A 14,012-nucleotide genomic window follows, 5' to 3' on the forward strand; every position below is an offset into this window, starting at 1 on the left:
CTTTTCCGTAACGCTTATTACATTAAAAATGAGCTATTTTTGAAGCAATGGGCCGTAGTTACATCATCCCCTGGCTGCTGGCAGTTACCCTGTTGTCCGGAACAATTTCTGTATCCGGTCAAAGAACCTATACGAGTCAATCAGTACTGGCCGTTGGGAATTGGTATAAATTAGCTGTATCCGGTCCCGGCATCTACAAAATAGACCTCCCTTTTCTGACTGCGCTCGGTATTACTGCAACTTCCCTGCCATCTGCTTCCATCCGGTTATTTGGCAATGGCGGACAAATGCTTCCTGAAAATGCCAACAGTGCTGTAGTGGATGACCTCGCAGAAAATGCTATCTTGATCGAAGATGGGGGCGATGGGATTTTCAATGGAGCCGATTATTTGCTTTTTTATGCCTCCGGGCCTCATGATTGGGTAAATGACCCTGTCAACAGGCGTTTCTCCCACCGGAAAAATGTATACAGCGAACAATCATTTTATTACCTGTCGATCGGAGGCGCCGGCAAGCGCATCGCCACCCTTAATACGCCCTTTTCTCCCAATACCACTATTACCACTTTTTCCGACAGATATTTTTATGAGTTGGATTCCGTAAACCTGTTAAGCAGTGGCCGTCAATGGTTTGGAGAAGACTTTGCTGATGGTCCCGGTAAACTGAAAACCCGCAGTTTTACCCTTTCCATCCCTTCCGTAACAACTGATCCCGGGCTGATCACGGCCAGTTGCCTCAGCCGTTCATTCGGGGCCTCCGGCCGCTTCCATGTATCCGTTAATAATCAGGCTGTAATGGTCCTGGACATTCCTCCGGTGGCTACGGGTCCCTACGACCAGTTTGCCCGGATTATAGAGTCTTCCGGATCATTTACCAATGCCCAGCAACAGCTTTCCATCCGGTTCGATTATACGCCTGCCAGTGTCAATGCCCAGGGCTGGCTCAACTGGTTTGAAGTGTTTACCCGGCGGAACCTGTCTATGGCCGGTGTAAATCAATTGCTTTTCCGGGACTGGAGCAGTACCGGGGCCGGCAATACAGGCAATTTCATTATTAAGAATGGCTCCCCCACTACGAGGGTATGGGATATCTCCCGTCCGTTGGAACCGGTTGGCCTGCCGGTAACTGTCCAGGGGAGTGACCTGAATTTTGTGAACGACTGCAGTGTTTTACGTGAGTATGTGGCATTTAATACTTCGGGCCTGCTCATACCGGTAGCGATAGGCAGGGTGATGAATCAGAACCTCCACAACCCGGTATTGACCGATTTCCTGATTGTTACCCATACTTCTTTGCTGGCACAGGCGCAGCGGCTGGCGCAATTCCACCAGCAGCAAAATAACCTGAAAGTCACCGTAGTCACTACCGAACAGATTTTCAATGAGTTTTCCTCCGGTACGCCCGATCCTGTAGCCATCCGTGATTTTGTAAAGATGTATCACGACCGGGCAGGGTCCGACACTACCAAACGGGCCAGGTATTTATTGTTGCTGGGCGATGCTTCCTTTGATTATAAAACGCGTATTACCAACAATACCAACCTGGTGCCGGCCTGGGAAAGCCCTGTCTCGCTGGATCCGCTGGCTACCTATACCTCTGATGACTTTTTTGGCTTGCTGGATGATGCCGATGATATAAATGGTACCGGTACCTACCTGTTGGATATCGGCATAGGCCGTATCCCTGCCCGCCATGAACGGGAGGCGCAGGCCATCATTGATAAGATCATCGCTTATCACCAGCCCCAAAGCCTGGGTCCCTGGCGGAATGAGCTTACTTTTGTGGCCGACGATGAGGATAATAACCTGCATCTGCAGGATGCTGAGATCATCACCCAATCGGCTGCGGCTACAGCACCGGTCTTTAATACGGATAAGATCTATCTCGATGCTTTCCGGCAGGAGAGTGGCGCCGGTGGAAGCCGTTACCCAGCAGTTAATCTCGCCATCAATAACCAGCTTTTCAATGGTACCCTCATCTGGAATTACAGCGGGCATGGAGGCTATCGCAGGCTGGCAGAAGAAGTGGTACTGGACCAGGATATTATCAATACTTTCAACAACCCGGAAAAACTACCTTTATTTATTACAGCTACCTGTGATGTAGCGCCATATGACAATCCACTCGTCAGTTCTATCGGGGAAAACCTGCTGCTGCGTGAAAAAACAGGGGCCATTGCCCTTATGACCACCACCCGGCTGGTATTTGCTTTCAGTAACCGGATCATGAATAAGAATTATGTGGAAACTGCCCTGCAAAAGCGACCCGATGGCCGTTATTTTACCCTTGGCGAAGCCGTGCGCTACGCCAAAAACCTCACTTATACCTTTTTTAGTGATGTAATCAATAACCGCAAGTTCACCTTGCTGGGCGACCCCGCCATGAACCTGGCATTTCCGGTGCATACGGTACAAACAACTGCGGTAAATGGCATACCGGTGACGGCGCAGCCCGATACCCTCAAAGCCCTGGCAGAATATACTATTAGCGGGCAGGTTACCGATGCTGCCGGTAATGTGCTCAACAATTTCAATGGTACAGTAAATGCCACGGTGTTTGATAAGGCCCAGACAACCAGTACACTGGCTAATGATCCCGGCAGTTTGCCCGTCGCCTTCCAGGTACAAAAAAATACCCTTTTTAAGGGCAAAGCCAAAGTAAGCAATGGCCTGTTCTCCTTCCGCTTTGTGGTGCCCAAGGACATTAATTACCAGTTTGGCAACGGTAAGATCAGCTATTATGCCGACAACGGGGCTGCAGATGGCAATGGGGCTTTTACCAATATCATTATTGGCGGATCGGGTGACAGCACGGCTGACCGGGAAGGACCACAGATCAAGGCATTTCTTAACGACGAGAAGTTTGTGAACGGAAGTATCAGTAATGACAGACCGATTTTACTGGTAAGGCTGGCCGACTCTTCCGGCATTAATATTATGGGTACCGGCATTGGTCATGACCTGGTAGCCATACTGGATCATAACCAGCAACAGTCGTTTGTGCTGAATGATTTTTATGAAAGCGACCTGGACAATTTCCGGAAAGGAACGGTACGGTTCCAACTGCCCGGCTTAACGGAAGGGCCTCATACCCTTACCATTAAGGCCTGGGACGCTGTTAATAATTCCAGTGAGGTAACCCTTGAATTCAGGATCTTTAACCAGCAAAACCTACTGCTGGATCATGTTTTGAACTATCCGAATCCGTTTACCACCCGCACCACTTTTTGGTTTGAACATAACCGGCCAGGCGAGGAATTACATGTAGATATTCAGGTATTTACCATTACCGGCAAGCTGGTAAAGACCCTTCGGCATACAATATTTTCACCCGGCAACCGTTCGAGTGAGGTAGAATGGGACGGACGCGATGAATATGGCAGTAAAATAGGCCGGGGAGTTTATATTTACCGTTTGCGGGTACAAACGATGGACGGTAAAGCTGCTCAAAAACTCGAAAAATTGTTTATATTGTAATTCAGTATTTGTATTTTTGGCCACTTATATTTCAACCGCCTATTGAATTGATATTCTACTCTGAAAGTTTTATTCGCCTCAGCAAGGCCATCTTGCCAAAACTAACTTAATCCAAACCTGATTCTTTTTATTATTGAATGATCGCATTTGCTGTAGGGCGAAATTCCTTAAAACAAGACAAATACTCATGTATGAAACGAAAGACCTTTAAACTGACTGCTGCTTTATTTTTAATGGCGGGGTTGAATTCATTGACTGCTCAAACTGACTCTATTAATGTGGTCACTACAGCCGTACCTTTTCTGAGGATTTCCCCCGATGCAAGGGCCGGCGGCATGGGAGATCTTGGTGTAGCTACTTCAGCCGATGCCAACTCAGCTTTTTGGAATCTCGCTAAAACGCCCTTTGCTGAAAAGAATTTCAGCATTGGCTTAACCTACACGCCCTGGTTGAAAGACCTGGGACTTAATGATGTATACCTGCTGGCATTAGCCGGTTATTATAAACTGGATGAGTTGCAAGCGATGTCTGCATCCGTCAGGTATTTCAGTCTCGGTAATATTCAATTTACGAATGGTAATGGCGATTATTGGGGCGATGGACGTCCACGTGAATTTGGTGTAGATGTGGGTTATTCCCGTAAATTATCTGATAAGATAGGTCTTGGTATAGCGTTGCGCTATATTAATTCCAACCTGGCGGCCGGCGCACCTTCTACCGGAACTGCTTACAAAGCGGGCAGTACTTTCGCTGGTGATGTTTCCTTCTTCTATTCTGGTGTACGCCCTTCGGGCAATGGCTGGAACTTCGGTGCTGTGCTCAGTAACCTCGGCGGTAAAGTAGGTTATACCAACGATGCTCAGCAAAGGGATTATATTCCTGCCAACCTTAGCATTGGTACTACTTATACTGCACAGATTGATGAAACCAATAAGATCCAGTTCGGTCTTGACCTGCATAAACTGCTGGTGCCTACACCGCCTAAATTTACTGGTGATATCCCTACCGATTCAGCACTCACTGTTAAATACAGGGATAAGAGTGTTGTAAATAGCTGGTTCAGTTCTTTTGGCGATGCGCCCGGGGGCTTCAGTGAAGAACTGAGGGAATTCCAGGTATCTGTTGGTGCTGAGTATGGTTATAATGACCAGTTCTTTGTTCGTGCGGGTTATTTCTACGAGGACAAGAACAAGGGTAACCGCAAATATTTTACTGTAGGTCTGGGCCTTAAATACAATGTATTTGGTCTTAACTTCTCTTACCTGGTGCCTTCGGGTTCTGGCGTGAACAGGAACCCCCTGTCCAATACCCTCCGCTTCGGTTTGGTATTTGACCTGGATGATACCGGAAGCAGCACTTCTCCCACTCAATAATTACGACTAATATTAATTGAATATATTTGAAGCGTTCCGGTCTCCGGAACGCTTTTTTAATGATCAAATATTAAATTAATGTATCGCATAGGCTTTGGCATAGATTTTCATCAATTGGTAGCAGGCAGGCAATTATGGATTGGTGGTGTAAACATTCCTCATCATAAAGGCGCTTTGGGGCATAGTGATGCAGATGTGTTGCTGCATGCCATTTGTGATGCCTTGCTGGGTGCGTTGGCCCTGGGTGATATTGGTATACATTTCCCCAATACTGATCCTGCTTACAAGGATATTGACAGTAAAATACTGCTGCAGCATACGTATACACTCATTAAAGCAAAAAACTACCGGGTGGTAAATGTTGATTCCTCCATCTGCCTGGAGGCGCCCAAGATCAAAAAATATTCCGGGGAAATGCGTAAAGTGATTGCTTCCATTCTGGAAATTACAGAAGAAGATGTATCTGTAAAGGCTACTACTACAGAACAGATGGGATTTGTAGGACGGGAGGAGGGGCTGGTGGCTTATGCTAATGTGCTCCTGCAAAAAATCTAAATCCTTTACCTTTGCGCCATGTCAAAAATTCATGTAAAGATTATCAATCAATCGTCTAATCCTTTACCCGAGTACAGCACTGAAGGGTCAGCGGGTATGGACCTGCGCGCCAATCTCGAAGCGCCGGTAGTATTAAAATCGCTGGAACGTTCTTTGATACCTACCGGGTTATTCATTGAATTGCCGGAGGGCTATGAAGCGCAGGTGAGGCCACGGAGCGGATTGGCTATCAAACAGGGACTTACCTGTTTAAATTCGCCTGGTACCATAGATGCCGACTACCGGGGGGAGATTAAGGTTATACTCATCAACCTGTCGCAGGAACCGCAAACCATTCAGCATGGCGACCGTATTGCACAAATGGTAGTACACAGCGTGGGCCAGGTAGCATGGATACCCGTTACCAGTATCGCGGTTACTCAACGCAACGAAGGTGGCTTTGGTCACACCGGCAAATCCTGATCATTTTATACACTGGCTTCTGAATTTCTATATTCTTAATTTATGAGATATTTTCATTGGTTATTGGCTCCTCTTATCCTGGTGATTGGTATTAACGTAAGTAGCTGCCGTTCGGCCAAAAAGATCCAGACGGCCATTACAAAAAAAGATACTGCCGTAGTAGTACCGGTGATTGACCGTAAGGCCGATTCCACCCAATTCATTCAGCAGGTATACAATGCTGTACAGAACAACCGTATCATCAACTTCCGCACTATGTCGGCTAAGGTGAAGGTGGAATACAAAGGCGCCGATGGTAAAAAGCCCGATTTCACGGCTAACGTGAAACTTCAAAAGGACAGTATTATCTGGATCAGTATCAATTCCATACTGGGCGAGGCGCTACGGGCCATGGTAACAAAAGATAGTGTGAAGGTGTTATATAAAATGGACAGAATGGCGCAATTGAGGTCTATCGAGTACCTCCAGGAAGTAACCAAAATACCCTTCTCTTTTACAGAGTTGCAGGATTTGCTCATGGGCAACCCTATCTACCTCGATAGCAATATTGTGTCTTATAAGAACGAGGAAAAAACGGTTTCCCTCATCAGTGTAGGCACCCTGTTTAAGCATTTGTTAACAGTTTCCCGGGGCGACTATACGCCACAACACAGTAAGCTGGACGATATAGATGTGATCCGGGCCCGTACCTGTGACATCACTTATGGGGATTATGAAACCAAAAATGGCATTAATTTCTCTAAATACCGGAAAATCGTAGTGTCTGAGAAGTCTAAGTTGGAGATCGAACTGCAGTTCAAGCAATTTGAATTTAACGAACAATTAAGCTTCCCATTCAATATCCCGAAAAATTATAAACGTCAATAAACGTTATAGCTGTACAATCTTTTGGCATCCCTGAGCGTTGCTGTATAGGTTGCGACCCGGTATATGCGCTTTTTAACTCGTAAAAATTCTGTCATGCTCAAAACATTATTTTCCTGTTTACTGGTACTTGCTTTTTCCGGCTCCCTGCTGGCTCAAACCAGTGATGACCTGAAGAAGAAACAGGCTGAGATTCAACAAGAAATAGATGATTTGAAGCAGTCGCTGAATGATACCAAAAAGAATAAAAAGGCCGGCCTTGGTCAGCTATCCATGATCAAGAAAAAACTGCGTCTCCGGGAGCAGGCCATCAACAACATCAATGACCAGATCAACGTGATCCAGGGTAATATCAGTCAGTCGCGTAACGAAATTTCCCGCCTCAAGCTGGAGCTGGATACCCTGAAAGCCCAGTATGAAAAAAGTGTGGTATATGCCTACAAGAACCGCAGCAATTACGACTTCCTGAACTTTATATTCTCTGCCGCCAACTTTAATGATGCCCTCAAAAGGATAGAGTACCTCAAATCGTACCGTCAGTATCGTGAGCAGCAGGCTACTTCCATAAAAAGCACCCAACTGCTTTTGCAGGGGAAGATATCCAGCCTGGAAAGTACCCAAAAGCGTAAAAGTGATGCCTTGCAGGAACAGGAAAAAGAAAAAGTAGTACTGGTAGAAGAGCGCAAGGAAAAAGATGAGATCGTTAACAAGCTCAAAGCCCGTGAACGGGAGTTAACAAAAGAACTGACCGATAAGCAGCGTGCAGATAAGAAATTACGTGATGGTATCATGGCCGCTATCCGCCGCGAAACGGAAAAAGCGCGGGCAGAGGCATTGCGCCGGGAGAAAGAAGCAGCAGCGGCTGCTAAGAAAGCGGCAGCCAACAATGCAGCTTCGAACCCCAATACAGCAGCCAACGCACCTGCAAAAACTACTGCTGCCAAACCTAAAAGTGTATTTGCAGCAACGCCCGAGGGAGAGCTCATCTCTGATAACTTCGAAAAGAACCGTGGTAAATTGCCCTGGCCTATAGATAAGGGACAGATCAAGATCCATTTTGGCCCTTATAAGATCCCTGAATTAAAAATTACCGGTAACAATCCGGGCCTTACCCTGGAAACAGACGAAGGCGCTGCTGTAAAGGCTGTTTTCGACGGAGAAGTGATCTCTGTATTTGAAGTGGATGGGACCAGCGCTGTCTTTGTGCGTCATGGTAAGTATTTTACTACCTACAGTAACCTGAATGGAGTAAGCGTATCCAGAAATCAGCATGTGAAGGCCGGCCAGGTATTGGGCAAGGCGGCTTCCAATGGTGAAGGCAACGGTGAAATTGAATTTGTATTAATGCAGGATACCCGTAACCTCGATCCGGAACCCTGGATCAGAAGGCGGTAAGCAGGAAATAAATGATTAGCCCGATAACTTAACCCCGCACACCAGCGGGGTTTTTCATGCCGGCACTATTAAATGAAGCGCCGAGGAACCTGTTATACAATGCCTCATATTGGGGTACAATCCTGTCAATATCAAACAGGCGGGCATGGGCCGCTGCATTTTGCTTAAACTGCTGCAGCTTCTCCGTATCTGACAACAGTTCAATAGCATACCGGCCCATGGTATCCACGTCTCCCACATTGGCCAGGTAGCCAGTTTTTCCATGCACATTAATTTCGGGCAGACCACCTGCATTGGTAGAGATTACCGGTACGCCGGCTGCCATAGCTTCCAGGGCTGCCAGGCCAAAGCTTTCATAATCGGAAGTCAGCAGGAAAAGATCGGCAATGGCTAATATATCTTCCATCTGCTCCTGTTTGCCTACAAAGCGGGTTTCATCGCAGATGCCCAGCTCACGGCACAGGCTTTCGGCAGCAGGACGCTCGGGGCCATCGCCTACAAACAATAGTTTACTGGGTACCTTCTTTACTGTTTCTGCAAATATCATCACCACATCCTGTACCCGTTTGAGCTTCCTGAAGTTGGAAGCATGGAGTAATATTTTCTCCCCATTGGGTGCTATTACCCGACGAAAAGCATCGATCGGTTTTTTATTGAACCGCTTTACATCCACAAAATTCTGGATCACTTCTATTTCTTTCTCTATCTGGAAATTCTTATAAGTTTCATCCCGCAGGTTATTGGATACGGCTGTAATGGCATCACTTTCATTAATGGAAAAGGTAACCACCGGCGCAAACGTCTTGTCCTTGCCTACCAGGGTAATATCTGTACCATGCAGGGTGGTAATGACAGGTATTCGTTTGCCCTGTTTTTCCAGGATCATTTTGGCCATATAAGCAGCAGAGGCGTGCGGAATAGCGTAGTGCACATGCAGCAGGTCAATATTGCTGTTCACGATCACATCCACCATAGTACTGGCCAGGGCTGTTTCATACGGCGGATAATCAAATAAGGGATAATGCGGCACCCTCACCTCATGGTAGAATATATTGGCATGGAACTCACTCAATCTCACTGGTTGCTGATAGGTAATAAAATGTACCTGGTGGTCTTTATCTGCCAGGGCCTTTCCCAATTCTGTTGCCAAAACGCCACTACCACCGAACGTAGGATAACAAACAATACCAATACGCATACGCTGCTTTAATTATTTGAGAATGTGAAGGTAAATGAATTAGTTTGGAATTAACTTTAGCTGGAAATAACACCTATAATGCACGGAATGTTCACTTTATGTGCTGTTAATGTGGCGTCATTGGATTATCTTGTTGATAAATATGGATTATAAATATGAAAGTAAAGCATTACATCATCCTCGGGTTGCTACTGATCCTCGCAGGTTTTGTATATTTTCGCTATTACTGGGTATTTGCTGATGGAACCAAGGCCGGTATCCTCAACACTTTTCAGAAGAAAGGATACCTGTTCAAAACCTATGAGGGAAAGATCATTCAAAGCGGCTTTAAAGTGAATGTACAAAGTAATGAATTTGAATTCAGTGTCGTTAGTGAATCGGTGGCCAAAACTTTAATGGAAAATGCCGGTAAGGATGTGGAACTGCATTATAGAAGTTACTTTGGTGCGCTGCCCTGGCGGGGGATGCAAAAGTTCATTGTAGACAGTGTTTATGAAGTAAGGGGCTCCAATGGCGAAACCATCCTTAGCCCGAAAAATAAGTAAGCCAGCAAGTACACCTGTACACCCCTTCCATGCCCTTGGTTAGCCTCCGGATGGTCCCCGGATTATCTCTGGATGGTAGTTTCTATAAGACCTCTATAACTCCTCTATAAAAGCTCTATAGGAGCTCTATAGTTTTTTAATATTTTTTAGGCGCCGCGCCTCCCAACAAACAAAATATGGTAGGTCTTTTGTGCAGGTCCGGCAGGCTTTTCTTCCAATCGGCCATTGTTTTTGTCTGGATAAACTCTGTAGAGGCGGTAATGTCTGCTGCTATGCACAGGCGGGTAGTTGGCTGACAGGCTTTCAGTAATGTTTCCAGCAGTTGATTATTACGGTAAGGCGTTTCTATAAACAGTTGTGTGCATTGTTTACGGACCGACTCTGCTTCCAGTTCACGGATGGTTTTTATGCGGTGGCCGGTATCAATGGGAAGGTAGCCTACAAATTGAAACTGCTGGCCATTCATGCCGCTGCCCATCAATGCCAATAGGATAGCGCTGGGGCCTGTTAAAGGCCTCACCAATGCCTGTGCTTCATGCGCTACACCTACCAGTAACTGCCCAGGATCAGCTACGCCCGGGCAACCGGCCTCACTGATGATCCCGATATTCTTGCCCGCCTTAAGGTATTGGCGGAATGTAGCACGCACCGCCTCTTCTGCCTTATGAATAACCACCCATTCATAATCATCAATCACCATTTCTTTCCAAAGGGTCTTCAGGTAACGCCTGGCGCTCCGTTCATTTTCCACGAAGAATACCTGGCATTCCTTTACGGCAGTTAGCACATAGGCCGGAATGGTTTCTGTAGCTGTTTCATGTAGAAAAGAAGGGATCAGGTATACAGTGGGAGCAAATAAAGCCATTTTAGACTTCTTTATTTTGATAATACAAGCTAATAGTAGCCGCTATAACCGCATAGGCCGGCGCCAGCACCCATCCTACTATTGGTAGCAGGTGCATCAGGTAAAATACCATGCCGTTGCCAATGGCCAGCCCTTTGTGCTTACCGATGTATTCAATACTCTCGGAAGGGGATAATTTATGGCGTTCACAACTGTAATCCAGCATAGAGAAGCCATAATAGTAGCATTCTACAAATAAAACGATCACAGGCGTAACCCAGCCTATTACCGGGAAAAAGGAAAGGATCAGTAATGAAATAGAGTATACCGTTTGCCACAACGTATTGCGCAGCGCCAGCTTAATACCCCGCATCATATCTTTTAATAGCTGCGGCCAGCTAAAAGGGAATTCCTTGCCGGATATGATCGCTTCTGTTTTTTCGCTGAGGTAGGCAAACAGCGGGGAGCCGATAATGAGAAAAAGGTATTTAAACAGGGAGAAATAAAAGAGTACCAGGAGAAGACGGATCATAATCTCTCCCATCATAAAAATAAAGCTCAGGAAACCGCTGCTCTGGCGATGCAGCCAGCGGTCAATGCCCAGGCTATGGCTGAGGTAGGTAACGGCAGCTCCCGAGGATGCCCAGAAGAAGATCATACCCGCCACGAAGAGGATCATGTACAGAACGCCCGGAATAAGGATCCATTTCCACAATTGGTGTTTGGAAATGAACCTGTGAGCCCTGAAATAGGACTGTATTGCTATAACAATTTCTTTGAGCAAGTTGTATAAATTTGATGTGCCCGGGGCAATGACTCACAGGATAAGGAGTGCTTGTGCAGTCAAACTTAACAAATATATCTATTGAATAATCAATGAAAAAACTGGACCAGCATTTTTACAACCGTACCGATGTGCTGAAAATAGCCAAAGAATTACTGGGGAAGATCATTGTTACTACTTTCGATGGGCAGCTTACCTCCGGCCGCATCGTGGAAACGGAAGCGTATGCCGGGGTAGGAGACAGGGCTTCGCATGCCTGGGGTGGCCGCCGTACCAACCGGACGGAGATCATGTACGGCATAGGTGGCACCGCCTATGTATACCTGTGTTATGGCCTTCACCAGATGTTCAACGTTGTTACCAACCAGTTGGGCATTCCCCATGCTATCCTGGTGCGGGCAGTAGAGCCGGTAACAGGTATAGACATCATGTTGCAGCGCACCCGCAAAAAGCGGCTGGACAATACCCTTACCAAGGGTCCTGGTAATGTGGCGAAGGCGCTGGGTATCTTCACCCGTCATACTGGGCTTAGTTTATTGGACGACGACCTGTTCATTACAGATGACGGATTCCGCGTCAAGAAAAACGATATTGTAGCTACGCCCCGTATAGGTGTGGATTATGCCGGGGAAGATGCGGCCTTGCCCTACCGTTTTATCATACAGGGTAACCCGTATGTAAGCGGAAAGAAGATAGGGCTTGTGAAGAAATAGTATTAGAACCTCGGGCAGGGAATACCTTTATTACCCGGCGGCAAATTGATATAGATCAGGGAAATTTCAATACCTCCACGACTTTGGGAAGCCGTTTTAAGGCTGGAGATGTTAACATCATAAGAAGCGCCTAAGCGGAAGCCGCCAAACTCAAGACCAATATAAGGGATCACGGCATCATTGACATTATTGAAACGTGTCCATAGACCGGCATAAAAATTTGTTGGGTTCTCTTCATCCCCATTTACGTTGAAGCCTGCAGCGCCGCCCAATACAATGTTGCTGGCTGCCGCCTGCCGGCTGAACAGGGAGCTCAGGTAAATCGTTTTACTGCGGTCACCTATCGGGATAGCACCACCGGCATGTACGGTGAAGCGTGGATTCAACGTATAGTAAATACCGGTAAAGCTTTCCTGGGGCTTATTGAGGTGGTAAGCAGATACCCCTAAATAAAAGTTATTATATCCATCAGTAGAACCATTATACAGTACGCCTGCGCTGAAATCAAAATAATTCAGGTTGATCACCTGGTCATCAACTGCCTCACCGCTGGCGTTTGTCCAGCCTCCCAAAGAGTCTAGCTCAGTCTCAAAATGCAGTTTCGTACCATCCAGCCTTTTATTGGTATAGGTGCCCTGGAATCCAATGCCGAGCTGATGCAGGCCATCTTCGTCCAGTCCTTTATGATAAGCGGTGGTAAGTGAAATAGAGTTGGTGGTAAGAATGCCATTGGCAGTCCTGTCGGTCATGGCCATCACCCCTACGCCCCAGGTATCCAGCTCGGATATGCGATTCCTCAGAATCGGCGCATCGAAAGAGGCGGTGGAAGTAATAAAAGCATTGCTGATAGCGGGCCATTGGTCCCTGTAATTGCCGGCTATGCGGAAATTGCCATTGAACTTACCGGTTAGTGCGGGGTTCAGTGTAAGGGGAGAAACAAAAAATTGGGAAAAGTTAGGGTCCTGGGCTGTAACGGCGGCCGTTTTCAGCATCAGGCAAATGGCCATCAGTATAAATAAATTCCTCATCCGCATAGTTGGTACTTACTAAGTACCTCCAAAGTACAACAAAAAGGGGGAATGTCAATGTAAATTTTACATTTGGACCTTTGTGCCAAAAGCCAGGTCGCCTGCGTCGCCCAATCCGGGAACAATATATCCTTTGGCCGTCAGTTCTTCGTCAATGGCCCCGCACCACAATTTGACGTTCGGCTCACTGCGCTGAACATATTCAATCCCAACGGTGCAGGCAATAGCGGCCACAATATGGATCTCCCGCGGATGGCCCTCTTCCCGTAAATACTGGATCGTTTTTACCAGGGAAGAGCCGGTAGCCAGCATGGAATCGGAAATAATCACTACCCGGTTTTCCAGTTCCGGGCAGGAAACATATTCCAGACTTATCTCAAATGATCCATCCCGTAAATGCTTCCGGTAGGCGGAAATAAAGGCATTGTCGGCTTTATCAAAATAATTCAGCAGACCCTGGTGCAGGGGCAGGCCTGCGCGCAGGATGGTAGCCAGTACAGGTTGTTCCTTCAACACATCGCATACGGAGATACCCAGCGGCGTTTGCACCTCTTTCTCTTCATATTCAAGCACTTTACTAATCTCGTAAGCGGCTATTTCGCCAATGCGTTCCAGGTTACGGCGAAAGCGCATCCTGTCCGTCTGTACCTGGATATCACGCAGTTCACTGATCCATTGAGATACCAGGGAACTTTGGTCGCTTAAATTGATTACCATGCTTTAAGTTTTGGATTTTGATGGCGAAGCCTGACATTTGGTGAACAAAACTATAACC

General features: G+C 46.7%; 13 protein-coding genes. 8 read left to right on the plus strand and 5 right to left on the minus strand.

The features are described 5' to 3' along the window. Positions 1–47 precede the first annotated feature (47 nt). From porU to HB364_RS08225, 6 genes are all read left to right on the plus strand, one after another. Entirely contained in the window at positions 48–3,476 is a 3,429-nt protein-coding gene (gene porU, locus HB364_RS08200) for a type IX secretion system sortase PorU (protein WP_167287395.1), read from the plus strand. Between the two features lie 191 nt (positions 3,477–3,667). After that, on the plus strand, positions 3,668–4,849 hold the full coding sequence (gene porV, locus HB364_RS08205; RefSeq protein ID WP_167287400.1) for a type IX secretion system outer membrane channel protein PorV: 1,182 nt from the start codon (positions 3,668–3,670) through the stop codon (positions 4,847–4,849). Between the two features lie 78 nt (positions 4,850–4,927). Beyond that, on the plus strand, positions 4,928–5,404 hold the full coding sequence (gene ispF / locus HB364_RS08210; RefSeq protein ID WP_167287401.1) for a 2-C-methyl-D-erythritol 2,4-cyclodiphosphate synthase: 477 nt from the start codon (positions 4,928–4,930) through the stop codon (positions 5,402–5,404). 18 nt (positions 5,405–5,422) lie between these two features. Beyond that, complete coding sequence (gene dut / locus HB364_RS08215; RefSeq protein WP_208419875.1) at positions 5,423–5,866, plus strand: dUTP diphosphatase; 444 nt, start codon at positions 5,423–5,425, stop codon at positions 5,864–5,866. 42 nt (positions 5,867–5,908) lie between these two features. Further along, positions 5,909–6,733, plus strand: coding sequence for a DUF4292 domain-containing protein (locus HB364_RS08220; RefSeq protein WP_167287402.1), 825 nt, complete (start codon positions 5,909–5,911; stop codon positions 6,731–6,733). A 93-nt stretch (positions 6,734–6,826) separates the two neighbouring features. After that, positions 6,827–8,125 (plus strand): murein hydrolase activator EnvC family protein, encoded by a 1,299-nt coding sequence (locus tag HB364_RS08225; protein ID WP_167287403.1) that lies wholly within the window; start codon positions 6,827–6,829, stop codon positions 8,123–8,125. A gap of 28 nt (positions 8,126–8,153) precedes the next feature. On the opposite strand, the gene bshA is transcribed toward HB364_RS08225, so the two are convergent. Beyond that, positions 8,154–9,323 carry an N-acetyl-alpha-D-glucosaminyl L-malate synthase BshA gene (gene bshA / locus HB364_RS08230; RefSeq protein WP_167287404.1) on the minus strand — a complete coding sequence of 390 codons (1,170 nt, stop codon included), beginning with the start codon at positions 9,321–9,323 and terminating at the stop codon, positions 8,154–8,156. A gap of 155 nt (positions 9,324–9,478) precedes the next feature. On the opposite strand from bshA, the gene HB364_RS08235 reads away from it, so the two are divergent. Then, positions 9,479–9,868: a hypothetical protein gene (locus HB364_RS08235; protein ID WP_167287405.1), complete on the plus strand. Its 390-nt coding sequence runs from the start codon at positions 9,479–9,481 to the stop codon at positions 9,866–9,868. Positions 9,869–10,004: 136 nt separating this feature from the next. Here HB364_RS08235 and HB364_RS08240 read toward each other — a convergent pair whose 3' ends face one another. Then, positions 10,005–10,733 (minus strand): SAM-dependent methyltransferase, encoded by a 729-nt coding sequence (locus HB364_RS08240; protein WP_167287406.1) that lies wholly within the window; start codon positions 10,731–10,733, stop codon positions 10,005–10,007. Between the two features lies 1 nt (position 10,734). Continuing rightward, positions 10,735–11,496 carry an EI24 domain-containing protein gene (locus HB364_RS08245; protein WP_167287407.1) on the minus strand — a complete coding sequence of 254 codons (762 nt, stop codon included), beginning with the start codon at positions 11,494–11,496 and terminating at the stop codon, positions 10,735–10,737. Positions 11,497–11,588: 92 nt separating this feature from the next. Between HB364_RS08245 and HB364_RS08250 the strand changes: the two genes are divergently transcribed. Beyond that, positions 11,589–12,209 carry a DNA-3-methyladenine glycosylase gene (locus HB364_RS08250; protein WP_167287408.1) on the plus strand — a complete coding sequence of 207 codons (621 nt, stop codon included), beginning with the start codon at positions 11,589–11,591 and terminating at the stop codon, positions 12,207–12,209. 2 nt (positions 12,210–12,211) lie between these two features. Here the strand turns inward: HB364_RS08250 and HB364_RS08255 are convergent, their stop codons facing one another. Then, complete coding sequence (locus tag HB364_RS08255; protein ID WP_246228359.1) at positions 12,212–13,237, minus strand: PorP/SprF family type IX secretion system membrane protein; 1,026 nt, start codon at positions 13,235–13,237, stop codon at positions 12,212–12,214. Between the two features lie 66 nt (positions 13,238–13,303). Next, positions 13,304–13,954, minus strand: coding sequence for a uracil phosphoribosyltransferase (gene upp / locus HB364_RS08260; RefSeq protein WP_167287410.1), 651 nt, complete (start codon positions 13,952–13,954; stop codon positions 13,304–13,306). Positions 13,955–14,012: the final 58 nt, after the last annotated feature.

It is taken from the genome of Paraflavitalea devenefica, assembly GCF_011759375.1.
GTDB classification, from domain to species: Bacteria; Bacteroidota; Bacteroidia; order Chitinophagales; family Chitinophagaceae; genus Paraflavitalea; species Paraflavitalea devenefica.